Raw genomic sequence first — 24412 nt, 5'->3', positions numbered from 1 at the left:
CCTTTCAATTTTCGCCCTTTTAAGCATGAAAACTTTTAATGTTCCGGTCATATATCGCAGTCCGCTGATCAGCGCCATCAAAAACCAACGCAAACAGCAGGACCGCATGAAAAAGGACTTCACGCCCACCACGCTTGATTTTGGTCCGTTGAAAATATTGCTTGCCCGTCACTTCGGCTTTTGCTACGGCGTGGAAAACGCGATCGAAATCGCTTTTAAAACGGTAGATGAGAACCCGGACAAGCGCATATTCCTTCTTAGTGAAATGATCCACAACCCGCATGTCAACAATGACCTGCTGGAACGCGGCGTACGGTTTATCATGGACACCGCCGGCAATCAGCTGGTGCCCTGGGAAACCCTGCAGTCCGACGACATCGTGATCATTCCTGCTTTCGGCACCACCATCGAAACAGAAAACAAACTCTCCTCCCTTGGCATTGAACCGCTGAAATACAATACCACCTGCCCTTTTGTAGAGAGAGTATGGAACAAGGCGGAACAAATCGGCAAAAAAGCCTATACCGTGATCGTTCACGGCAAGCCCAAACACGAGGAAACAAGGGCCACCTTCTCCCACAGCCAGTCCAATACCCCTACCGTGGTGGTAAAAGACATGGCTGAAACAGAGAAACTGGCACGTTACATCACCGGCGAAACACCGGCCGAAACCTTCTATGAGGAATTCAAAGGCCAGTATTCACCAGGCTTTGACGTTAACAAAGACCTGCAACGGGTGGGTGTGGTGAACCAAACCACCATGCTGGCCACTGAAACGCAGGCCATCGCTGATTATATCCGCCAGGTGATCGTAGCCCATTACGGCCTCACAGAGGCCAATACAGGCGAACGTTTTGCCGATACCCGCGACACGCTCTGTTATGCCACCAATGACAACCAAACCGCCGTTATCGGTATGCTGGAAGAACCAGCAGACCTGGCGATCGTGGTAGGCGGCTATAACAGCTCCAATACCTCCCACCTGGTGGAACTGTGTGAAGAGAAGCTGCCTACTTACTTTATCAGCGCACCAGAGCAAATGCACCATGCCAATAAAATTGACCATTGGGATTTCCATCAAAAGAAGGAAATCCACAGTGATACTTTTTTACCTGAAAAATCACAGGTGACTATCCTGCTGACGAGTGGCGCATCCTGCCCTGATGCTTTAGTGGAAGGCGTCATCCGCCGGTTATTATCTTTTTACGGACTGGAGCACAAAGCAGATGAACTGGCTATAGTTGACTAATAAAGGTCATCTGTAACAAGATTATTCAGAAAGTTTTTATAACAAAAAAGACACCAGAAGGTGTCTTTTTTCTTTGGGGCTAATCACGCTAGTAATGCAGAGAATAAAATTTATATATAGCGCTAAAATTGAAATCGTAATTCAAAAATAAATCTTCCTGAAAACGCATACAACAGCCATTTATTATCTGGTAGTTTATTGACCATAAGTGGCATAAAAAAGCCTAAAATCGGAAAGCATTTTTTGCCGGAAACGGAAAGCAATCGTTTTCCATAAAAGCCGCACCCCTACCGGACATGCGCCTTGCCTGGTTAAAACTGCATGGCCCGTTTCAGAAAATCCGCCTTGCGGCGCCTGGACACTTCTACCTGCGCACCATCGCTCATCAGCGCAAAGCCCCCCTCTCCCTGGATATATGACTGCATCTGTTGCAGGTTGATCAGATGTGAATTATGTACCCGGAAGAAATCCACGTCTGCCAGCAGTTCTTCAAACTCCTTCAACGGCCGGGACACCATCAGGTTCTTTTTATCTGTAAAGAAAATACGGGTGTAATTGCCGGTAGACTCACAGCGGACGATGTTCTGTACAGGCATAAACACCAGTCCGTTGATGGTAGGCAGGGCAATTTTTTTATGTGACTGCTGCAGCGTTTTCATGTTTTGCAGGAACACGTCCATCGGCGAAAGACTGTTGGTGTCTTTCTGGCGTTGTTGCTGTTTTTCCCTGCATCTGTCGAGGGCATCCTGCAACTCCTTTACACTGAAGGGTTTGAGGAGATAATCCAGCGCATTGAATTTAATGGCCTTGAGGGCGTACTGTTCATAGGCAGTAGTAAAGATGACGTCAAACCCGATTTTTTCAAACTGTTTCAGTAATTCAAACCCGTTCTGGTGAGGCATTTCCACATCCAGAAACACAAGATCGGGGTGAAGTTCATCCACCAGTTCTTTTGCTTCCTTTACTCCTTTGGCTGATCCAATCACTTCTACACCCGGGCACTTCCTGACTAACATGGTTTGCAAGGCATCAATACAATGTTGCTCATCATCTACGATGATAGCTCTTATGTCGCTCATGCTGTGGTAGGTTTAGCGGTACGGCAACCGGCCGTCCGTTTTTATTTATGCTAAAATATGAATTCGGCCGGTAAAATAATAGTCACCATGGTACCAGCCGGCTGCCCGGCGGTATCTTCCAGGTCCGTGACCATTACTCTTGCTTCCTTATTATTGATTTTCCGGATAAGATCGATCCTTCCTTCGGTTACTTTCATGCCGACGGAGTTATGCCCCTTTCCTTTCTTCTCCTTTATTTCCATCGCTTTCTGACGGCCGATGCCGTTGTCAGTGATGGTACATACCAGGCTTCTGTCTTTCAATACGATATCGATATCGAGCCTGCCCTTGTCATCGTGTTTATGCACCAGCCCGTGCCAGATGGCATTTTCCACATATGGTTGCAGGATCATGGGCGGTATAAGCACCTCCTCGTCGTTGATATCAGTGCCGATGCGGATATTATATTCAAAGATGCCATTACAGCGAAGGGATTCCAGATCGAGATAAAGCCGCAGGGATTCCAGTTCCTTGTTGAGCGTTACAAACGTATGCTGCGTATTATCGAGGATCAGGCGCATCAGGCGGGAGAACTTGGTGAGGTAGTCAGAGGCCTCTTCCTGATTATTGCTCCAGATATACCGGTGTATGGAGCTAAGGGAGTTAAAGATAAAATGCGGGTTCATCTGGGAGCGCAATGATTTCAGTTCCAGCTGGAGGGTTTGTTTGTTGGCTTCCAGGTTACGGTGGCGGATGTAGAAAAAACCGCCTATGATGGCCATGAGCAGAAAGCCTGCCAACGCGAATATGAACACCACGTTCCGTTTGGTCTTGAGCTCGCCCAGGGTTTTGTCGTGTTCCAATGTTTTGATCTGATTGTCTTTCCTGTCCACCTCGTAGATTGCCTGCATCTGTTTCAACGCCATGGCAGATTTTTCGTTGAGGATGCTGTCTTTATACAACAGGGACTTGTCGGCCGCGTCCAGTGAGCGCCGGAAGTCGCCACTGGCCTTGTAGTCTGCCGCCAGTGCCTTATAGGCTTCCATCAGCATGGATTTGAAGTTCCAGAAGATGCTCAGGTCTATGGCCTGTTGCATGTACTTACGGGCTTCGTCGTGTTTATTTTGCGCACTGAGAAGTTTGCCGATATTGAGATAACTCTCAGCCACGTGGACTTTATCATCTACCTTATCATTTACCACGAGGGCTTTTTGTAGAAATTCCATCGCGGTGGCGTAGTCCTTTTTCTCTTTATAGGCGGTACCGAGCGCGTTATAACATATAGCCATTCCCGTAGGATTGTCTATTTTCTGGTTGACTGCCAGGGAGCGGTGGTAATATTGAATGGCGAGGTCCAGTTTGTGCTGTCCCTGATAGGCATAGCCCAAGTTACCCAGGTTGATGGCCACGCCAAGGTCATTATGGCTTTCCGTTTCCAGTTTCAGTGCCCGGTCGAAATGGCGGACAGCGTCTTCATAGTTTTCCGCTGTCAGCTGGATATTGCCGATGCTGTTGGTGGCCACGCAGATATTGCGGGTATCGTTGATTTTCTCCGCCAGTTGCAGAGCGCGGAGGTGATAATCGAAGGCTTGTTGCAGTTTATCCTGACGGCGGCAGTCTACCCCGGTGTTATTGAACGACAGGCACATCATCAGGGTATCGTTGGCATCTTCCGCGTATTTGATGGCTTTTTCGTGGTAATCTTCCGCCACGAGGTATTGGGATTTGTTTCTTTTGGCCGTGCCCAGTTCATTATACAGGAGGGCGAGGCTGCGGGCGGAGCGCAGTTTATGGGCCAGTGGGAGGGCATCCTGCCAGAACTGGTTTTCTGACCGATGGTTATCGAAATAGCGGCCGTATTGTTTACCGGCAGTGATCAGCGCTGACACCTTGGCGGTATCGTTGGGTAGTTTCCGGATAGAGTCCAGCGTGTGGTACATCCGCAGGGAGTCCTGCGCATCAGCGGCCCAACCGGCTCCTATGAGGAGCAAGCCTAAAAAACACAGTATTTTAATAGACATGAGCTGAACAGTGTGACCACACAATTTAAGAAGAATTACGAATTACAAACGACGAATTACTGATTACGGTTCATTTCAGGGACAAATTCCTGAAGAAGCTGTCACCAGGTGCTTTTTTAAAAAGCGAAAGGGCGAAAGAATTCGCCCCTTCTTCCTATTAACCGAATACACCTACTGAAAATATGGAACGGCCATGGCAAGCCACGCCATCCCACATTTCTCTTTATGCCAGACAGGATGCAAAAAGCCGTGCCGGGCGGAATTTATTTATAGTTAAGTTCAATAATCGGTTAATAGCAAAGGTTTTGTGGATATAGTTTACAAATAAGACTTCATAAAGACAGTTATATCTTTTACGCTTCAGCGATCACAGTTTCAATGGTTGTCTTACTGCATGTTTATGCGGACAGGCATCAGCCGGTCGCAAAAACATTGCCCACATTCAATACCCTGGCAATATTTCAGGTCAGATAAGGTCAAAGCATGGAAAACCCTGTCAGTTGGCGACATAGTTTTGCATACAAATAAACAGCAGGAAATTCTTCAGGATGTGGAAAATTATTGGGATAGTCCGCTGGTGGTTAGGCAGGGACATGGCAAATGTATAAAAAGACTTTTAATAAAAGAAAATAATATTTCATGAAGTGTGGGCCAATGTGGCGTCTTCCACCCATTGCATGACGAGGTCCATCTGGTCTTCCCGGCTTAACTGGCTGTTATCCAGTATTATAGCATCATCAGCTTTACGCAGCGGGCTGATTTCGCGGTTAGCATCGATATAATCTCTCAGTTCCAGATTTTCTTTTACTTCTTCTATGGAGATGTTTTTATTTTTCTCGTAGAGTTCTCTGAAGCGGCGTTCTACCCGGATAGCGATATCCGCGGTCATGAAGATTTTAAGTTCAGCATGTGGGAATACGACGGTCCCGATATCCCGGCCATCCATGACGATACCTTTGCGGGCACCCATTTTTTTCTGCTGGGCAACGGCGAAATCGCGCACTTCTTTCACGGCGGCCACTTCACTTACTTTTTCCGCCACGAGCATTTCGCGGATCAGGTGTTCCACATTTTCTCCGTTGAGGTGCATTTCGCTGACACCGGATTTGGGATTGTATTCAAACTCGAGGTGTATGTCTGCCAGGGCAGCCACGACGGCCTGCTGGGAAGCCCAGTCCACGCGGTTTTGCAGAAAATAAAGTGTGATCGCACGATACATGGCGCCACTGTCTATATAGACATAGTCCAGCTTCTTAGCCAGTTGTTTTGCCAACGTACTTTTGCCACAAGAAGAGTAGCCATCTATCGTGATGATGATTTTTTTCAACCTTATTTATTTAAAACCGCCTACAGAGATAACCCCACAAAATTGAGGGAATTATGCGAAAAAAGCAAAACAAACCTACGGTATCACCATCACCTTGCAGGTGTAGGCTACTTTCTGGGTGTCTTTATGATAAAGCACCATGAAGTAGGTACCGGCAGGCAGGTCGCTCACGCTCAGGTCATTATCCTGGCGTACGTCATACTCGCGCATCACCTGGCTCCAGGTATCGCGGAGCTGCATCATCAGCGGGCCTCTTATGCCACGGATACGCACTTTGAACTTGCCATTGTTCGGATTGGGGAATACATCGATCTGTACAAACGGTGGTACAGCGCGGATTTCGGAATATACTTCCTTGCCGTTGCGGGAAACGGCTTTGATACGGTAGTAGGTCCAGCCATCGTAGTCGTTGAGGTCCTGCATTGTATAGCTCAGCGGCACGCTGCTATTGCCATTGAGCGCTTTGGTAGGCACCGTGGCTATACGGGAAAACGTTTCTTCCCTTTCGTAGCGGCGTTCCACTTCAAACAGCAGGTTGTTGACTTCACGGCTGGTGGTCCAGTCGAGCTGCACCATAAGCGGTGCTATGCGATAGGCTTCGAAACTAAGGAAAATAGCAGGTTTAGATTTGCTGATCAGGGTTGTTTTGGCAAAATATTCGTTGTTCCCCAGGCCGGTGAAAACGCGCATATGCATCGTCGCCGGCGTAGCGAGGCCGTTAGTGGTGAGTGTACCGGGTTTGGGCAGGGTGGCCAGGTAAGGCACCTGGTCCCATACGCCGCCGGTGAAGCGGGTAATATAGCTGCTGTCGCGTGCAGCGGTATAGGCCGGCAGTTCATCCGCATCCATGTGTTGCAGGATCACAGTGGCTTCGCCGCCTGAGCCGGCGCGGGTGATCTGCCAGGTTTTGTTGACAAAGCTGTCCGGATAGGCGCGGCCGCTGATAGCGAGGCTGTACACGCTGTCATAGGCACGCACGCTGAACATGTCCATTGCGCCGTCCAGCAGGATGGCCGCCGGCGAATAGTTGTTGATGGTCGTTCCCACGGGGAAAACGACTTTATTGGCCGCATCCGTGACGCCTGCACGGTAGAGCGCGCCGCCAGCCACACCGGCGCCATTCACGACAAAACGCTGGTCACTGTACCCTGTGATGGTACCGGGATTATTTTCACCGACGAGGAGGTTCCAGCCATTGAGGAAAATATGCCCGTCTGTAAAATGCAGGTTGTTCCTGATTTTAAGATCGCTGAAATCATCAAGGAGCAGGCCGGCGCTGTTATTGATTTCGAGATTGGGGAAACTGCATCCCTGTTTGGTGGCGAGGCTGTAATTACCGAATACCAGCTGCCTTCCTACGTTGCCATACAGCGGGTTCTGGCCCATGAAGAGGAATTTGCCGCCGGTACCGGAGCGGCCATCGGCACTTTCATCGGGCAGCGTAGCAGCGTTGCCGTTAGTCCATTTTTTACTGAGGAAATACAGGGTAGCCGAAGGATTGGAGCCCAGGATACCGTTGTTGGTAAGGTCTGAAAAAACACCTGAGTTACCGGAAAGCCATACGGAAGCGCCATCAGGGATGAAGACACCCTGTTGCGCTGTTGCCGGCAAAATATATCCCAGCAGAAATATGGCGATGACGAGTAGCTGTTTTCTCAAAATAAGATTTATTGAATGACGGTGACGTTGAATTTGGTGTTGTTGCTCAGCGTATAGTTACCACCTCCTCCATTCGCAATGCATATCCTGACCTGGGTGGCGGAATTGACCCTTGCCCAACCGATAGACACGGCAACGTTTGTTCCGGTCATATCTGCCACAGGGCTAACGAGGACAGTTGCATCAGTAGTCATTGCTGGTGTTCCTGCCGGTACCGTAATATTCAGGATAGTTTGCCTCGCCGAAGCAACTGTTGTATTACCTCCGGTATAGGTCATCTGGAATTTAAACATCCCTGTCAGCACATTTCCACTTGCACCCAATTTAAAATCACCATTTACATCCAGGGCAGCCTGTGGATTGCTGGTGTTGATCCCTAATTCCTTATTGGTATTATCCCAGAAAAGGTTACCAGCATCCTGTGCTACTTCGGAAGTAGCGTCACTGGTACGATAACCAAACAGCAGGCCGCCGGGAGTAAAGGAGTTATCGCCGTAGGTTGTCACCATTTTGTACCATGGATTGGCAGGAGGGCCGGCATTTGCGCTCAACGGCTTCTGGCTGCCCTGCCATTCACGGATGGCCATCGTGTTTTTATCAAAATAGAGATGAGTAGTGTAGCTGCCTGACCTGAAAGCCAGCACGCTCCAGGCAAATGCACTGGTACCGCCGGGGCCATATTGTACCGTGCCGGCGTTCACCGGATCTGACGGGGACGGGCCTTGCCAGATTTTCATACGATAACGTTCATCGGGGGCGTCAGCATTACGGATATCCCTGGTCGCCAGGGTACCGTAAGAAGCGCCACCAGTAATATCTTCAGCTGGGGTATACATTTGGGTGGTGGCGTTCCATTTCAATACATCGCCATCGTTTGGAGCGGTAGTAGCGACGGGGTTATTCTGGATTTTATTAGCGTTCCAGATGTTTTTGGCGCTGTCCACGCTGATCTGCCAAGACCTGTCGGCGGAGAGGTCCTGTTCTCCGGCGGCACCGAAGTTAATGACACCGGAGCCCGCCACCAGTTTTATTTTGCGAGTGAGATAGGCATGTTGTGTAACGATCACGTCGCCGGCGGCATTCAGTGACAGCACTTTAGTATTAGCGGCGCCGGGGGTAACAGCAGCCAGGCTGTTTAATGTAAGCTTGCCCATCAACAGTTGATTTCCCGACATTGTTGAGTTGCCACCTACCTGCAGGTTCCCTCCTATACTTCCATCTCCACCGATATTAAATGTGGCGCCTGTTTGCAAAGCAGCATTGTTGTTGATGAAGTTGCCGGTAACCCCAGTTGGTGCTTTAGGTTCCCACTGTGTACCGTTGAACGTCAGTACCTGGTTGACAGTAGGCGCAGTAGTGGACACCGCTACGGACGACAGTTTATTGGCGTTCCAGATAGCCGATCCATTGTCAGCGTCAATGGTAAAAGAAGGATTGGTGTTCAGGTTTTGGGTAGCCGTGGTAGTGGCTTTCATGCCAGTGCCTGCAGTCAGTGTGAGCTGAGTAGCTTTGGGCAGATAAAAGGATGCATAGTCACCTGCCGCTGGTGCAATATTTCCCACAGCATCCGGGGTGCGGGCGTTGAAAGTCAGCACACCGGTATTACTGATAACGCCGGCAGCACTGATATTGATACCATTACCGGCGGAGAAGGCGCTTCTTGCCCTGGCCTGCGTAAAATACAGGTTGGTAGTGCCTTCAGGAACGTTGTCCGTTGTGATGGACGAGAAGTCCGCCAGTTTTTTCCATGCTCCATTTGCTTTGATATAAAGACATTTTTCTCCCGGGTCTGTTACATACACAAACATACCGTCGTTGGCGTTGAACAAAGCTCCGCCGGTGCTGATGGCACTTTTGGGCACCCTGTTCAGCAGCAGCCCCTGGTTGTCACTGTTGAGTTCCAGCAACGCTTCTTTTTTGATCAGTGTTGGCTGAAGCCCCAGTTTCATTTGTTGTGCAGTGGCCCGGGCAGAAAAAAGGAATCCCAGACCCAGTACGGGTAAATATCTTAAAACAGTCATCTTCATAAATTAATTGCATGGAAGTTGGCAGGACCGGCAAAAGGCAGATAACGGTCAGGACTATACGCATATAAACGTATACCCCTGACCGTTATTTCCTATTTTCTGATGATGAACCAGTTGGCTCCGTCAGATTGCAGGGTTACGAAAGTCCAGTCATTATAAATAAAGTAGTCTGTACCGTCTTCGATGTGTTCAGCAGCGGAGGCTGTCAGGATTTGCAGGGAATTGGTCAATGTTCCACCAATTTTTTTGATGGTAACGATCCGTCCTTTTCTGGGACCTGCTGGGAGCAATGTTACAGTGAGATTGCCGCTGGTGCAGTTCATGAGGATGGTGTTATCATTATCCGTCATCACGTAACTAGCGTTCTGATTGGTGATGTTGAGCGACATAGAACCGGCTACCTGGAGGGTAGAGTTAGCAGTCGCTGTTGTATCGCCTACGATTACTTTCGTGCGAACAGCCATGTCATCGTTGAACTTTTTAGCACCTTTGAAAGTCTGACCGATATTGGTTACCAGACCTCTGTCGGCCACGAGGGAAGCAGAAGGAACGTGGAGGGTGAGCGTATTGGCAGCAGCGTCTTCGGCATAGTGTACATCCGGACCGTCGGTGCCGTTTGCAAATGTTCTGAAAGCAGCAGTTGGCAATGTCTTTTTAATTACTTCGCCGCCGGTTCCCAGCATCAGCACGTCCGTATTGGCGTCTGTACCGGTAGCTACGCTGCCGAGGGTCACTTTACCTTTCAGTTCGGTGGTTGTGCCTACCTGTAAGGATTTACCGATTACCGCGTCATCTTTCAGGCTGGAAGTACCGTTAACGGTCAGGCCAGCGCTGATAGTGCCGCCATTTTCCACGGTGATGCTGCCTTTGAAGGTTTTATTACCGCCGATGTTCTGGGCAGTGGCTGTCAGCGCACCGGGATTGGTTTCGTCAGCTGCGTGGAGAGACAGGTATGGAGTACCCAGCGCGTCCGGGCTGATGCTCAGGCCAGACCCTGTGGAAGTAGGATTGAAGGTACCTATTACCAGAGCTTTCGCAGCTTTGTCGAGGCGGTCCCAGTCAGCTTTGGAAAGGAGACCGACTGTTTTGGTACCATCCTGGGTAACGATTGTCAGTTTATGATCATTGCCGGTAGAGTTAAAAGAATAATCTGTGCCACCTGCAGTGGAGAGTGTCTGATTAGCGCCTGTGAGACCATTGATAGAGTTGATCGCAGAGGTGAAGGCTGTCTCGCTGATTTTACGGGAAGATACTTTTCCGCTGGTTGGGTCTACCAACAGCACGTCTACACCGGCAGTCACCACGTCCAGTTTTTTCAGGAAGGCATAACCGTTGTCGATGATCAGACCTTCTACGCCCTGGCCTTTTAATACCAATGGCACGCTGCCTGCGTTGGTACCGATGAAGTTCCCGGCTACAGCGTCGTTACCGGTCAGTTTCCAGTTGGCTGTTGCGTCTTTATCATTCGCCATTTTCTCCCAGGCACCGTTTCTTCTGATGTAGAGGCCTCTTTGGGTAACGTCAGTAGATTCGAGATAAACGATCATCCCATCCGGAGGAGTCAGTGCATCGATAGCAGTGAAAGAGGTCAGACGTGGAAGCAAGAGACCTTGTCTGTCAGATTCCAGTTCCAGTACGGAAGATTTGTTGATCTTGGTTGGCTGATTACCTACTTTAAGCTGAGCGTAGGTATCTGCTGCCAACAAGGTAAGGCTTCCCAGTAAAACACCGCGGAATGCGACTTGTAAAGATTTAGTCATTGGTATAAGGATAAATAGTTAAAATGATCTTCCAGCAGGCCGCGCATGGGAGCGGACTTGATTATTTTACGTGTGTTCGGTTATAAGGAAGTCAGAATAAAGATATAGGCAATTTTATAATATGTATAAGAGTCGGATGTATATCTAATTCTCATACAAAAAATAATAGAGGTCAATATTATTTCATGTGACAAAGGTATGTATTATGATTTTTTCAAAAATGACATTATTATGCTATATTTTATATTTTAATAATATTTTTTATACCTTCTTTTTGTGCGTGGCGGAGGCTTTGACATCGATTCCAAAAGCCAGTGGGGACACGGGAAAGCGTGTACAGGCCGTTAACTTATCTTGAAAAAGAGGTGAGTTAACATTTTCATGTGAGAAAGGGGCGATTGCGGCAAGGGATTTCACAGTCTGTATCGGGGTCGAGGGAACAGAATTGAGTAAAAACGGGGAAAATGAGGCAAAAAGGTGAAAAACGGAACGAAGAGATAACGAGGCAGGTAGATTTAGGAAGGCTAAATTGAAGAAAAACAAGCAAATGAGACAAAAGAGAAAAACGGAGCAAAAGGTTGAAGTGAGGATGAGGAAGAAGGGGTTGGAAAGATTTGGTGGGGCCAGGTATGAATGAGGATCAAAATTGAAGAAAAAGGCTAAAAAGGAGGCAAAAAGGAGAAAATGAGGCAAAGAGGTGGGAAAGGATGAGAGGTGATAGTAAAAGGCTGGCTGATTTATGAAATGGGATTGAGGAGGCAAAGCGGTGGGCATATAAGCATGGTTAATCACAAGGAATAAAAAACGGCCGCCTTTTACAGGCGGCCGTTTGTAGATAATTTATATGCGTTGTTCTACTTACGCTTCAGATTTTTCTGATTTGCTTTTAGAAGAGTTGTTCTTCAGGGTGAACACCAGTTTCTGGTTTTCCTTGTCGAGGTCAGCGACGAGGATATCACCATCATGGATGTTCATATTGAGGATTTCTTCTGCCAGCGGGTCTTCCAGGTATTTCTGGATGGCCCTGTGGAGTGGTCTTGCGCCGAACTGCTGGTCGTAGCCCTTGTCTGCCAGGAAGCCTTTTGCCTCGTCTGTCAGTTCCAGGCTGAAGCCCAGGTTATTGAGGCGTTTGAGCACGCTCTTCATGGTGATATCGATGATGGTATAGATGTGTTCTTTGCTCAGGGAGTTAAAGATGATCACATCATCGATTCTGTTCAGGAATTCCGGAGAGAAAGTCCGTTTCAGTGCTTTTTCGATCACTGATTTGGTGTTTTCATCTTCGCTCATTGCCTTGGCAGAGGTGGTGAAACCTACGCCGGCACCGAAGTCTTTCAACTGGCGGGCGCCGATGTTGGAGGTCATGATGATGAGGGTGTTTTTGAAGTCCACCTTACGGCCGAGGCCATCGGTGAGGATACCGTCATCAAGTACCTGCAACAGGAGGTTATAGATATCCGGGTGTGCTTTTTCGATTTCATCGAGCAGGATCACGGAGTAAGGTTTGCGGCGTACTTTTTCAGTCAGCTGACCACCTTCTTCGTAACCTACATATCCCGGAGGCGCTCCAATGAGGCGGCTTACAGAGAATTTCTCCATGTATTCGCTCATATCGATACGGATGAGGGCTTCATCGGAGTCGAACATGTAGCGGGCCAGGGATTTGGCCAGTTCGGTTTTACCTACGCCGGTTGGGCCGAGGAAGATAAAGGTACCGATTGGTTTTTTCGGGTCTTTCAGGCCTACGCGGTTACGCTGGATGGCTTTAGTGACTTTGCTGATAGCATCGTCTTGTCCCACCACGGCGCCTTTGAGGTCTTCGCCCATGCGGCGGAGTTTCTCAGTTTCAGCCTGTACCATCCTTTTAACAGGGATGCCGGTCATCATGCTCACTACTTCGGCGATGGCTTCTTCATCGATCGGGTAGCGTTTATGCTTCACTTCTTCTTCCCACATGGCTTTAGCGCGTTCCAGGTCTTCACCCAGTTTCTTTTCAGTATCGCGCAGTGCAGCGGCTTCTTCGAAGCGTTGGCTTTTAACGACTTTATTTTTCTCCTGTTTGATATCTTCTATCTGTTTTTCCAGATCGAGGATATTCTGCGGCACATTGATGTTTTTCAGGTGAACGCGGGCGCCGACTTCATCGAGCACGTCGATGGCCTTGTCGGGCAGCAGACGGTCGGTCATGTAGCGGTCGCTCAGTTTCACGCAGGCATCGATAGCAGCGTCGGAGTAGCTCACGTTATGGTATTCTTCATAACGGGGCTTGATGTTGTTGAGGATCTGTATGGTTTCGTCCACGCTGGGTGGTTCTACCATTACTTTCTGGAAACGGCGGTCCAGTGCGCCGTCTTTTTCGATATACATGCGGTATTCGTCCAGGGTGGAAGCGCCGATGCATTGGAGCTCGCCTCTTGCGAGGGCGGGCTTAAAGATGTTGGAGGCGTCCAGTGAGCCGGAAGCGCCGCCGGCGCCTACGATGGTATGAATTTCATCGATGAACAGGATCACGTCCCTATTCTTTTCGAGTTCGTTCATGATAGCTTTCATCCTTTCCTCGAACTGGCCACGGTATTTGGTACCGGCTACCAGAGCAGCGAGGTCGAGGCTTACCACGCGTTTGTCGAACAGTACGCGGGACACTTTACGCTGCACGATGCGCAGTGCGAGGCCTTCCACGATGGCTGTTTTACCCACGCCGGGTTCACCGATCAGGATGGGATTGTTCTTTTTACGGCGGGACAGGATCTGTGACACACGTTCAATTTCCTGTTCGCGGCCAACTATCGGGTCCAGGCTGCCGCTTTCAGCGAGCTTGGTGATGTCCCGGCCAAAGTTATCCAGTACGGGTGTCTTGGATTTGGTGTTGGTCTGTTTGGCTTTCGATGCAAAACTCTTCCGTTCGTCTTCAAACTCCTCTTCACCCGGATCATCGAATTCGGATTTAGGGTCGGCAGATTTTACAAAGCCCAGTTCGTTTTTAAAAGTATCGTAATCCACGTCAAATTGTTGTAAGATTTGAGTACAAACGTTTTCCTTGTTCTTGAGTATGGAAAGCATGAGGTGTTCGGTTTCCACGGTGGCGCTTTTCAGCGCTTTCGCTTCCAGTACCGTTACCCGGATGACTTTCTCAGCCTGTCTGGTGAGGGGTAGACTGTTAATATTGGCAATATTTTTTCCAGTCTTATCTTTAACAGCTAATTCTACTTCTTTACGTAATTCGTATAGGTCTACGTTTAAAGCCTGCAGAATCTTTACGGCCGTGCCTTCGCCTTCCCGGATAATACCTAACAGCAGGTGTTCAGTACCGATGAAATCATTCCCCAGGCGTAAAGCTTCCTCTCTGCTGAACGAAATGATCTCCTTAACTTGCGGTGAAAAATTCTGGTCCATTGTGAGAATATTAAATGATCAAAAACCCTTACGGGGGCTTGCTTATACAATAATAACGAATAATTCTGAACTTAGATTATCACGCTATTTACTTTAGATGAAGTTATTCCTTTTTTGAACTCAAACAACTTACACTTTAATAGTATAAGATTTATTTTTGTGTTGAAAGCGGGGATAGCGTCAAAATTATTTACGAGGAAAAAGCGGCTTTTGTTTTTGATCTCCTTTTTATTTTAGTTTTTATAGGCTGGGTTTCCCTCTTTAAATTGATTTTTTAACTAAATGTATAAAACAACGTCCAACGCATGAAATTCAAAATTGATACCAAAGAAAAAATTGTTGTTTTTTGTCCTGAAGAACCTGCTTTGGATGCTAATTTGTCAGCCGATCTGATTTCCACGCTGGATTCCCTGCCGGAGCTGGAGACCCGCAATCTTATACTGGACCTGACATTGGTCGAAAAAAACGACCTTGCGGGCATGCAAGCCATTTTAACAGTATACCAAAACATGTATGACAAAGGCCGTTCCTGTGCGCTTACCGGCGTTAACAGTGCTTTAACAAAAGAACTGAAAGCCGAAGGTGGTGATATGCTGAATATTGCTCCCACGATGGCTGAAGCCATCGACCTAGTGATGATGGAAGAACTGGAGAGAGAGCTCCTGAACGGACTGGATTGATAAAAAGCGGTCCTGTTTCCGCCTGTAGCCGTCAAAAATGGTTAGGGCCAGAAGCAGACAGCGAAACGTTTCACAATATGTTTGCAGTAACAATATTAGGTAATAACTCTGCTATCCCCACGCTGGACAGGCACCCCACCGCACAGATCGTTACCTGTGATGAACAGTTGCTGCTGGTGGATTGTGGCGAAGGTACCCAACTTCGCATCGCACAATACCGCATCAAACGCAGCAAAATCAGGTATATTTTCATCAGTCACCTGCATGGCGACCATTATTTCGGGCTGATTGGCCTGTTGAACACCCTGAACCTGATGGGGCGGACAGAGCCCCTCAGCGTATATGCGCCACCGGAGCTGGAGCCTATTATCCAGCTGCAGCTGGACTGCTCCGGCACACAGTTGCATTATGAGTTGTCTTTTGTGCCGCTGCAACCGGGTTACAGCGGTATCATCCTGGAAGACAAAGAACTGACTGTCAGCTGTTTTCCCACGCAGCACCGGATTTCCTGTTTCGGTTTTTCTTTTACCATGCAGAAAAAGAAGCGGAAACTGATCCCTGAGCAGGCCAAGGCTTACGAGATACCTGCCGCCTACTATGGAAAACTACAGGAGGGCGCAGATTATACGCGAAAAGACGGCACCGTTGTCAAAAACGACTGGGTGACGTTGCCACCTGTTAAAGGCAAGCGGTATGTATACTGCGCCGACACTATATACGATCCTGAACTTCTCCCCTGGCTGAGAGAGGCAGACCTGGTGTATCATGAAACCACCTATCTGCATGACCTGGAGACCCGTGCAGCGGAGCGTTACCACAGCACCACCGTGCAGGCCGCCTCCCTTGCCGCCGCTGCGGACGCCAAAAGGTTGCTGATAGGCCATTTTTCTTCAAAATACACCGATTTGCAGCCTTTCCTGGAAGAAACGAGGCCTGTATTTGCGGCCACGGATATTGCCGAAGAGGGCGTTACTTACTACGTATAATCAATTACGAATTACGAATTGAGGGCTTTCATATGGAAAGGTTAGTTAATAACCGCTCTATAAGAAAGCCCTCAATTCGTAATTCGTAATTACTAATTCGTAATTATTAGTATTGTTTCAGGTATTCACCAATCTGACGATAAAGTGCGTCAGTAGCGGGAACTACCGGCAGTCTGAAATAATTGCCGATAATACCGGCATGGCTCAGGAAAGCCTTGATGCCTGCAGGATTGTTTTCGGAGAACATCAGGTCAAAGCCCTGCATCATCTTGTAGTGCAGTGCGCGGGCAGCGGGGAAGTTATTCTCCAGTGCTGTTTTTACCAATGCTGAGAAGTCTTTCGCGAAATAGTTGGCCGCAACGGAGATAACACCGTCCATGCCACAGCCCAGCTGGGCCAGCGCCAGGGCGTCGTCACCGCTGATCACGAGGAAATCTTTCGGTTTATCGCGGATGATCTGCATGCACTGCTGCATATCGCCGGACGCTTCTTTCATGGCCACAATATTTTCCACTTCATGCGCGAGGCGCAGTGTAGTTTCCGCAGTCATGTTGCGACCGGTACGGCCGGGCACATTATAGAGGATAATGGGCTTGGGAGAAGCAGCAGCGATGGTTTTATAGTGCAGGTAGATACCTTCCTGTGTAGGTTTGCTGTAGTAAGGCGCTACGCTGAGGATAGCGGCAGCCTCGTCCAGCGGGCATTTTTCCAGTCTTTTTACAACATCACGGGTATTATAATCGCCGATGCCGACCACTACCGGCACCCGCTTCGACACCTTTTCGAAAGTGAATTTCATCAAATCCAGCTTTTCATCTGCAGAAAGCGTGGGCGTTTCGCCGGTGGTACCTAATGTTACCACATAGTCTACGCCACCCTCAATTACATAGTTGATGAGGTTTTCCAAAGCATTCCAGTCTATGCTTTCATCTGCTTTAAAGGGTGTTACTAAAGCCACCCCGGTGCCTTTTAACTGTTCCATGTGTGTTTTTACGGGAAAAAATAAAAATTAGAATTCCGAAGGCCGAAATTCTAATTTTTTATTGTGATCTCTAAATTTTTTTTAGTGTTCTTCGTAAAAGCCCATGCGGGAGAACTTATCGATCCGTTGCTCGATGCGTACATCGGGGTCGATTTTCTTCAGTTCTGCCAGTGTTTCCTTGATTTTAGTTTTCAGGATGGAAGCCATTTCGTCCGGGTTTACGTGTGCGCCGCCCAGTGGTTCACGGACAAGGCCGTCTACCAGGCCGAACTGGCTCATGTAATCGGAAGTAAGTTTCAGTTCTTCCGCTGCTTTTTCCTTGAAGTTCCAGCTACGCCAGAGAATGGTGGAGCAGTTTTCCGGAGAGATCACTGTATACCAGCTGTTTTCGAGCATCAGCACGCGGTCGCCGATGCCGATGCCGAGCGCGCCACCAGAGGCGCCTTCGCCGATGATGATGCAGATAACCGGCACACGGAGCTTTACCATTTCAAAGAGGTTGCGGGCGATGGCCTCTGCCTGGCCTCTTTCTTCCGCTTCCAGGCCCGGATAAGCGCCGGGAGTATCGATGAGGGTAACAATGGGCTTGTTGAATCTTTCCGCCAGTTTCATGAGGCGGAGCGCTTTACGGTAGCCTTCCGGGTTGGCCATCCCAAAATTCCTGAGCTGGCGCATTTTAGTGTTCACCCCTTTCTGCTGACCGATAAACATCACGGTTTCTCCATCCAGGTCAGCAAAGCCACCTACCATGGCTTTGTCGTCTCTCACATTCCGGTCGCCGTGCAGTTCCATAAAATTGGTGCACATTTTTTCGATATACGCCAAAGTATAGGGCCTATCCGGATGGCGGCTGAGCTGTACGCGCTGCCAGGCGGTGAGGTGGGTGTAGATGCTGAGACGGGTGTCTTCAATTTTCTGCTCGTATTCCTTCACAGTAGCAGAAACATCCACCCCGGACTTTTCACCATTCTCCTTCAGCTTAGCCAGCTGCTCATATAAATCCGCGATAGGTTTTTCGAAATCCAGGAATTGCATAAATAGTTTAATTGGTTAAAGATCGGGTGTAAAGATAGTGCTGAAAATTTTTTTTAAAAAAGATTTGCTTAATTGGAATCTTTGTTGCTATCTTTGCAATCCCAAAACGGAACAACACAACGTCTTGGGACACAGAAAGATAGCTGGTAAAACAGCACATTTTTTTGGGAAAGGATTGGTAGTTCAGTCGGTTAGAATGCCGCCCTGTCACGGCGGAGGTCGCGGGTTCGAGTCCCGTCCAGTCCGCAAGGATTAAAAGGAACAGACACAAGTCTGTTCCTTTTTCTTTTCTCTTTTCAATATCGGGCAGGTTCCAGAGCGGCCAAATGGGGCGGACTGTAAATCCGCTGTCTTTCGACTTCATAGGTTCGAATCCTATCCTGCCCACGCTAAAAAGCCTTCTGACGCAAGTTCAGGAGGCTTTTTCCATTTTACGGCCGTTTGCAGCTTACATCCCTCCCACTACTGCAAATTCCTTTGTTTCCCGGGTGATAATTGAAAGCCGCAGGTATTAATTGTTCAAATGCGTTCTCTCATTTATCAATAATTAATATCTGCAAACATGAAAAAACAAACGAAAATTATTCTGTGTATCCTTTCAGTTACCTTGATCGGGTTCTGCCTGTATCATTTCCTTGGGTAAACCATATTAATCGTACATCATGAAAGAAAGTATCAATGTATGGGGCATTAGGGAATATGAAGGCGATGGCGTCAGCTGTCCCATTATTCCCGCAAACCTGCCATGGTATAAAAAGGTAGCGCTTACCTTTTTCAGGTTTGGCATATGCCCCGCTTGTATTGTTATGAGCCTGGGTTATAGTGTTCGGAGAACCTTCAGGGGTAAAAACAGTGTATAAACGGCCGATTTCACACCCCCCACCATCCGGAGGAATAGTGGATAACTATTCCTCTTTTTATTTTTTCAAATAAAGTACCGCCATTTCGTGCGGCCAGCAACGTTACACGGGAACATATAAATTCAAAAAAATTCAGAAGATATATTATATTAGTAACGCCAAAAAAGAGGTCAACCAAAATTTTCTGTACGGTGGCACTGACCAACCACCAGTATAATGTTCGGAATGCCTTTACCCACGGGCATTTTTTAAATGCAAAACATGAATTGTTAATAATCCTTATACTGCTTTTTTATGAAGAACTATGTAAATTGGTTTGTTAGGCCACTCGCCGTTTCTTTCATCCTGTTGTATCTTGCTTTTATCCTTCCCGTAGCGGTATCGGGACAGGATCCTAACGGCAATTCTACATTTAACGTGATTGCGCCCTCTCCCACTGCCGCGGCTATGGATAAATTTGCATTGGTGCCTGTAGGTTACTATACCGGTGTTCCCAATATCAGCATACCGGTTTTTACGTATACCATTCCCCGTTTGAACTATCATTTGGCTATTGATATGAGCTACCATGCAGGCGGCATCAAAGTAGACGAGATGCCTTCGAATGTAGGCATTGGCTGGTCATTAGGGGCAGGTGGGTCTGTCAACCGCAGTGCAGTAGGCCTTCCGGATGACTATCCTTCCGTTGGCTTTATGTACGCGCCTCCTTTTAACCAAACCAAACAGATGCTGGAGAGGTATTCTTTTGGCCAGGAAGACAGTGAGCCGGATGTCTTTACTTTCAACTTCAATGGCGTTTCCGGAAAATTTTATATCGGGAAAAGAAAAAACAATGTCAATCAAATTATGCTGGCTACCCGGTCGGGCGTGAGGATAGAACTGTTGCGCAGTGGTCTTCCCGCAAACGACAGCCCTATAGACGGCTTTATCATTACAAATACCGACGGTGTAAAATATGTCTTCGATGTGAAAGAAACAACAGCTGCACGTTATACCAACCTTGGCGATGTGACCTACACCTCTGCCTGGCATCTCTCTAAAGTGGTCCTGCCGACACCGGGTATGAGCATTCTTTATGAATATGAAGGATATCATTCAGTATATACTACCGGTATCTCCCAAACCCGGGAATATCTCCTGAAATTCAATATACCCGGAGACAATCCGGCGGAGAACTTCAGGACATCAACTAGTAGCGTTGATATATACGGTAAAAGGATTTCCAGGATAATATTGCCGGGAAACAGGGATGTCCGGTTTAAATATGGAAATGCCAGGACAGACCTTCCCGGAGACCAGCAGCTGGACAGCATCATCTATGACACGCGTAACCAAAGAGGTGTGAAACTTAATTACGACTATTCTGTCGGCAACAGGCTAACCCTTACCAGCGTACAGGAATTTGCAGGCAGCCAACAGAAACCAGCCCACGTCTTTACCTATAATCCAGGTTTACCCGCCAGATTATCCTATAGCCAGGACCACTGGGGATACCATAATGGGAAAAACAATGTAACCCTGATACCAAAGCTGGAAGACTTTGAAAAATATATATTCGCTAACACGGGTACAGGAACGCCTCCTGCCAATTCATTACTGGCCGGCGACCGGAGCGTTGACTCGACCGCAGCGCTGGCAGGATTACTTAACAAAATAACCTATCCCACAGGAGGGACCACCACCTTCGAATATGAGCCTAACCGGGTATCTGACACTATTATGCGCCGATACTACCGGAGCAAGACAGAATCTACTTTCCTGAATGGATATGAAACAACCCGAAGCAAAGTATTCTCTCTTTATAATGACAGACAGCCAGGAACGATTGATTTCACCTTTTACTTTCGCGACTATCCCTATGGGCTGGACACACGTTTTGCGTTTGCGTTTAATATCAAAAGTCTGGATGGAACCAAAACTTACGCCTCTGCCACGTTTGGCTATAGTGATAATAATGGGAAGACCGTGGTCCGCAGCAACTTACTGAGCATGCCAGCCGGACAATACCAGATCGTATGGAGCTCCACCTATACAGATCCGCTGGACAATCCGTTCACCTTCTCTTTAAAATGGAATGAGATCGTACCGGATTCCATGATAATACCCAGCTTTCTCACCGGCGGATGCAGAATAAGAAAAATCGAGGTCAGAGATGGTTTTACCAATGTTATACAGTCACGCAGCTTCAGGTATGTTCAGGAAGATGGCATTACCTCTTCAGGGGCAATGGGAAAGCTTCCCGTTTATGATCGTATCTATGATACCAGAAAATACAAAATTACAGATGTAGGAGGCCAGCCTGTTAAAAATTTAAGTACTGCCACCTACTTCACCAGGGCTAGCAGCCCCACCCAGGCTATGCTGTATACATCCGGTAGTCCGATTGGTTACCAAAGAGTAGAAGAAATACTTCCCAATGGAAAAAACGTGTACAAATACTCATCTTTCAAAGATTCACGATCTAATGCAGAGAATCTGTTCCCTAACCCTCCCGCCTATCTGAAAGACTGGGAACTGGGGCTGCAGAAAGAAATGTATGCATATGACACCAACGGTAAACTGGTAAAAAAGGTCCTTTCCTACTATCAAACTCCCGCCATGGCCAGCGAGCCGGGCATATTGGATGCGCTCAAAGCAGCGCAGGACAAATTCGCGTACGACGATGGCAGAGATCCTTCCGGTGAAACATTTGTATATATGGAGTACCCTACTCCCATGGGATGTGCGTTACAAGACAGTATCGTCCAGACAGTTTACACGTCCACAGGAGATTCCATCGTTAACCGGACCCATTACACTTACGAGTCTTTCGACAGCTTCCGGCATTATCAGCCCTTATCCATTGCAGAAGAGATCAGCGACGGATGGAAAAAATCCTATTTCGCGTATCCTACGGATTATACTGCCGGCACAGCTTTCATCGACAGCATGGTCAATAAAAATATTCTAATCCTGCCGGTCGAACAAGTGAGTACAAAGAACAATAGAATCACGTCGGGCAGCGCCACACATTACAACCCGGCAAATCCAGGCATGCCTGCTCAAACATACCGGCTGGAAACAGACCAGGGCATTCCCTATGCCAGCTTCAAATTTTCCAATCAGTTACCTGGCGTACTTCCGGCAGGCAACAAATCCGCTTTTGTAAAAGACAGCCGCTATCAACCGGAAAACACGGTGACTACCGGAGACGCCGGCAGCATCCTTTCAGTCCAGAAAAACAACGATATTCCCGTATCCTATCTGTGGGGATATCAACAGCAATTCCCTGTAGCCCGCATTACCGGCGCCACCTATACGCAGGCAGCTTCGCTGGTGGACCTGAACGTGCTGAACAATCCCGCCAGTGATCAACAGCTCAGGAGTGAACTAAACAAACTGAGAACAGGTCTGAACAACGCTACGGTCAGCACGTACACCTATGACCCATTACTGGGAGCAACAAGTGAGACAGATCCTTCGGGTAAAACTGTTTATTACGAATATGACACATTTGGCCGTCTGAAACTTATCAAAGACATAGATGGTAAAATTGTAAAGCAGTTCGACTACCAATACCAGGTCCCTGCTGCCCAATAGCAACACGGGGCATGCCTCTCATAACAATATCGTCAGGCATGCCCCGTTTTTCTTAATACTCCCTTAATACAAATTCTTTTTCTTTGCAGTCAACAGCACGATAACAATATGCCTCATGAGGACATTTCAGGCCCGATAGACCGCTGGCTGCAGGGAGATGATACCGCTTTTGAAGCGGTATTTCATTATTACCGCCAAAGGCTACTGCGTTACACTTTCCGCTATCTCAAAAACGAGACGGATGCCGAAGACCTCACCACAGACATACTGGTCAAAGTCTGGCAGTGCCGGCAGTCCGTCACTAACCCCGCCACTTTTGAAAACTACCTGTTTACCATTGCCCGCAACCGTGTTATCAAAGCATGGCAGAAAAAGGTAGACCACCTGTTTTCCCTTGATGCAGGAAGAGAAGCCACCGATCCGGCCACAGCCAATGACCCTGTGCTGTACGGAGAACTGATGCGTCATTACCAGGAAAGCCTTGCCGGCCTTCCCGAGCAACGGCGCCGGATATTCCTGTTGCACCGGGAACAAAACCTCACTTACAAGGAAATCGCCCAACAGTTGAACATCTCCCCAAAAACAGTGGAAAACCAGATCTCCGCCACATTAAAACAATTACGCACACAACTCGCCCAACATCTGGCCTCCATCATTTTATAGCCAGTGTTAATAAATTGTTACGCCATAGGGGAATATTAACGCGGAGGGATATACGCAGGTAAAAGCATTAAACACCTGTCTGTATGCAGCAGCAACCCGTAGACAAAACACTTATCAGGATATATATAAATGACCGGTGTACCCAGGAACAACTGGCCGCGATCCGGCAGTACCTGCACCATCCCGCCTATGAGGAAAGCCTTCAGGAATGGCTGTTGCAGGACTGGCAGCAAGTCTCCGGCGAAACATACGCACCTGAAACTGATGCAGACAAAAAGTACAAGGAATACCTTGCTTTGGTAAAACCGTCAATGCCTGTAAAACAGTTACCACGTGTCCGTTGGTGGAAACTTGCTGCAGCGGCGGCATTCGCAGGCATTATTCTACTCACTGGCCGGTACTGGCAGCAAAACCAACAACAACGGGCTTTACGGGAACAGCAATGGGTACAGTTGCATAATGAAGCCGGCAAAAGGACCAGCATTATACTGCCCGACAGTTCGCAGGTATACCTGGACGCCGCCAGCAGCCTGCGATACAACAAGAACTACGGCGTCACCAACCGGAAAATCATTCTTGAAGGAGAAGCATACTTCATTGTAAAACATGGTGGCAGGCATCCTTTCAGCGTTCAAACGAATAACCTTACCACCGTTGATATTGGCACCGCTTTCAACATCCGTTACCGTAACACGGAGCCTTCCATCAAAGTGGCGGTTGCCGAAGGAGCCGTCAATGTTATAGATCAGGAGCAGCCCGCAGCAGGCAACATAGCCTCGTTGACCCAAAGGCAGCTGTTAGTCTTCGACACCGGCACTCATCACGCCACCGTACACACGCTGCCCGATACAGAGCGCATAGGTGCCTGGCGGCATGGCATACTGGCATTCCGCAAACAATCCCTGAAAGAAGTGGCGGCCGAGCTGGAACGGTACTATGGCATCAGCATCCGTTTTGCCAGACCGGAACTTGCCGACGGCATCATCACCACCACCCTTCATCAGGCCACGGCAGGGGAAGCACTGGACATTGTAGCCATGACAGCCGGTGTAACCATAAAAAAGTCCGGTCAAACCGTATTGATACAATAAAAAATCCGCTCCTGCTGACAGAAGCGGAAATAAACATGCGCC

At 48.1% G+C, this 24412-nt stretch carries 15 protein-coding genes and 2 tRNA genes; 8 read left to right on the top strand and 9 right to left on the bottom strand.

The genetic code is table 11. The features are described from left to right. Positions 1-25 precede the first annotated feature (25 nt). Positions 26-1249, top strand: a complete 1224-nt coding sequence (locus ACTJJS_RS00775; protein WP_440662047.1) for a 4-hydroxy-3-methylbut-2-enyl diphosphate reductase — start codon at positions 26-28, stop codon at positions 1247-1249. A gap of 311 nt (positions 1250-1560) precedes the next feature. Here ACTJJS_RS00775 and ACTJJS_RS00770 read toward each other — a convergent pair whose 3' ends face one another. The 7 genes from ACTJJS_RS00770 to ACTJJS_RS00740 form a co-directional block, all read right to left on the bottom strand. Beyond that, positions 1561-2328, bottom strand: a complete 768-nt coding sequence (locus tag ACTJJS_RS00770) for a LytR/AlgR family response regulator transcription factor (protein WP_168869772.1) — start codon at positions 2326-2328, stop codon at positions 1561-1563. A 50-nt stretch (positions 2329-2378) separates the two neighbouring features. Then, positions 2379-4328, bottom strand: a complete 1950-nt coding sequence (locus ACTJJS_RS00765; protein WP_440662045.1) for a tetratricopeptide repeat-containing sensor histidine kinase — start codon at positions 4326-4328, stop codon at positions 2379-2381. A gap of 637 nt (positions 4329-4965) precedes the next feature. Next, positions 4966-5655 carry a (d)CMP kinase gene (gene cmk, locus ACTJJS_RS00760; protein ID WP_440662044.1) on the bottom strand — a complete coding sequence of 230 codons (690 nt, stop codon included), beginning with the start codon at positions 5653-5655 and terminating at the stop codon, positions 4966-4968. Between the two features lie 75 nt (positions 5656-5730). Then, positions 5731-7314, bottom strand: coding sequence for a T9SS type A sorting domain-containing protein (locus tag ACTJJS_RS00755; RefSeq protein WP_440662043.1), 1584 nt, complete (start codon positions 7312-7314; stop codon positions 5731-5733). Between the two features lie 8 nt (positions 7315-7322). Beyond that, positions 7323-9335, bottom strand: a complete 2013-nt coding sequence (locus ACTJJS_RS00750; RefSeq protein WP_440662042.1) for a hypothetical protein — start codon at positions 9333-9335, stop codon at positions 7323-7325. A 98-nt stretch (positions 9336-9433) separates the two neighbouring features. Continuing rightward, a complete protein-coding gene (locus tag ACTJJS_RS00745) occupies positions 9434-11101 on the bottom strand; it encodes a hypothetical protein (protein WP_440662041.1) in 1668 nt (555 codons plus the stop codon). An 858-nt stretch (positions 11102-11959) separates the two neighbouring features. Beyond that, entirely contained in the window at positions 11960-14494 is a 2535-nt protein-coding gene (locus tag ACTJJS_RS00740; protein ID WP_343745276.1) for an ATP-dependent Clp protease ATP-binding subunit, read from the bottom strand. 305 nt (positions 14495-14799) lie between these two features. Between ACTJJS_RS00740 and ACTJJS_RS00735 the strand changes: the two genes are divergently transcribed. Together ACTJJS_RS00735 and ACTJJS_RS00730 are read left to right on the top strand one after the other, a co-directional pair. Continuing rightward, a complete protein-coding gene (locus ACTJJS_RS00735) occupies positions 14800-15174 on the top strand; it encodes an STAS domain-containing protein (RefSeq protein WP_168869778.1) in 375 nt (124 codons plus the stop codon). A gap of 77 nt (positions 15175-15251) precedes the next feature. Continuing rightward, complete coding sequence (locus ACTJJS_RS00730; RefSeq protein WP_168869779.1) at positions 15252-16160, top strand: ribonuclease Z; 909 nt, start codon at positions 15252-15254, stop codon at positions 16158-16160. A 106-nt stretch (positions 16161-16266) separates the two neighbouring features. Here ACTJJS_RS00730 and dapA read toward each other — a convergent pair whose 3' ends face one another. Continuing rightward, positions 16267-17142 carry a 4-hydroxy-tetrahydrodipicolinate synthase gene (gene dapA / locus ACTJJS_RS00725; protein ID WP_440662038.1) on the bottom strand — a complete coding sequence of 292 codons (876 nt, stop codon included), beginning with the start codon at positions 17140-17142 and terminating at the stop codon, positions 16267-16269. 81 nt (positions 17143-17223) lie between these two features. After that, on the bottom strand, positions 17224-18177 hold the full coding sequence (locus ACTJJS_RS00720) for an acetyl-CoA carboxylase carboxyltransferase subunit alpha (protein ID WP_168869781.1): 954 nt from the start codon (positions 18175-18177) through the stop codon (positions 17224-17226). A gap of 172 nt (positions 18178-18349) precedes the next feature. On the opposite strand from ACTJJS_RS00720, the gene ACTJJS_RS00715 reads away from it, so the two are divergent. The 5 genes from ACTJJS_RS00715 (at position 18350) to ACTJJS_RS00695 (ending at position 24370) form a co-directional block, all read left to right on the top strand. Further along, positions 18350-18423, top strand: a tRNA-Asp gene (locus ACTJJS_RS00715). A 58-nt stretch (positions 18424-18481) separates the two neighbouring features. Further along, positions 18482-18564 (top strand) — tRNA-Tyr (locus ACTJJS_RS00710). A gap of 767 nt (positions 18565-19331) precedes the next feature. Beyond that, positions 19332-22616 (top strand): RHS repeat domain-containing protein, encoded by a 3285-nt coding sequence (locus ACTJJS_RS00705; RefSeq protein WP_440662036.1) that lies wholly within the window; start codon positions 19332-19334, stop codon positions 22614-22616. Positions 22617-22724: 108 nt separating this feature from the next. Next, positions 22725-23279, top strand: a complete 555-nt coding sequence (locus ACTJJS_RS00700; RefSeq protein ID WP_440662035.1) for an RNA polymerase sigma-70 factor — start codon at positions 22725-22727, stop codon at positions 23277-23279. Positions 23280-23362: 83 nt separating this feature from the next. Continuing rightward, positions 23363-24370 carry a FecR family protein gene (locus ACTJJS_RS00695; RefSeq protein ID WP_440662033.1) on the top strand — a complete coding sequence of 336 codons (1008 nt, stop codon included), beginning with the start codon at positions 23363-23365 and terminating at the stop codon, positions 24368-24370. Positions 24371-24412: the final 42 nt, after the last annotated feature.

The sequence above is a fragment of the Chitinophaga sp. 22308 genome, from assembly GCF_052045305.1.
Taxonomy (GTDB): Bacteria; Bacteroidota; Bacteroidia; order Chitinophagales; family Chitinophagaceae; genus Chitinophaga; species Chitinophaga varians_A.
This window is presented reverse-complemented; position numbering and strand designations above follow the sequence as displayed.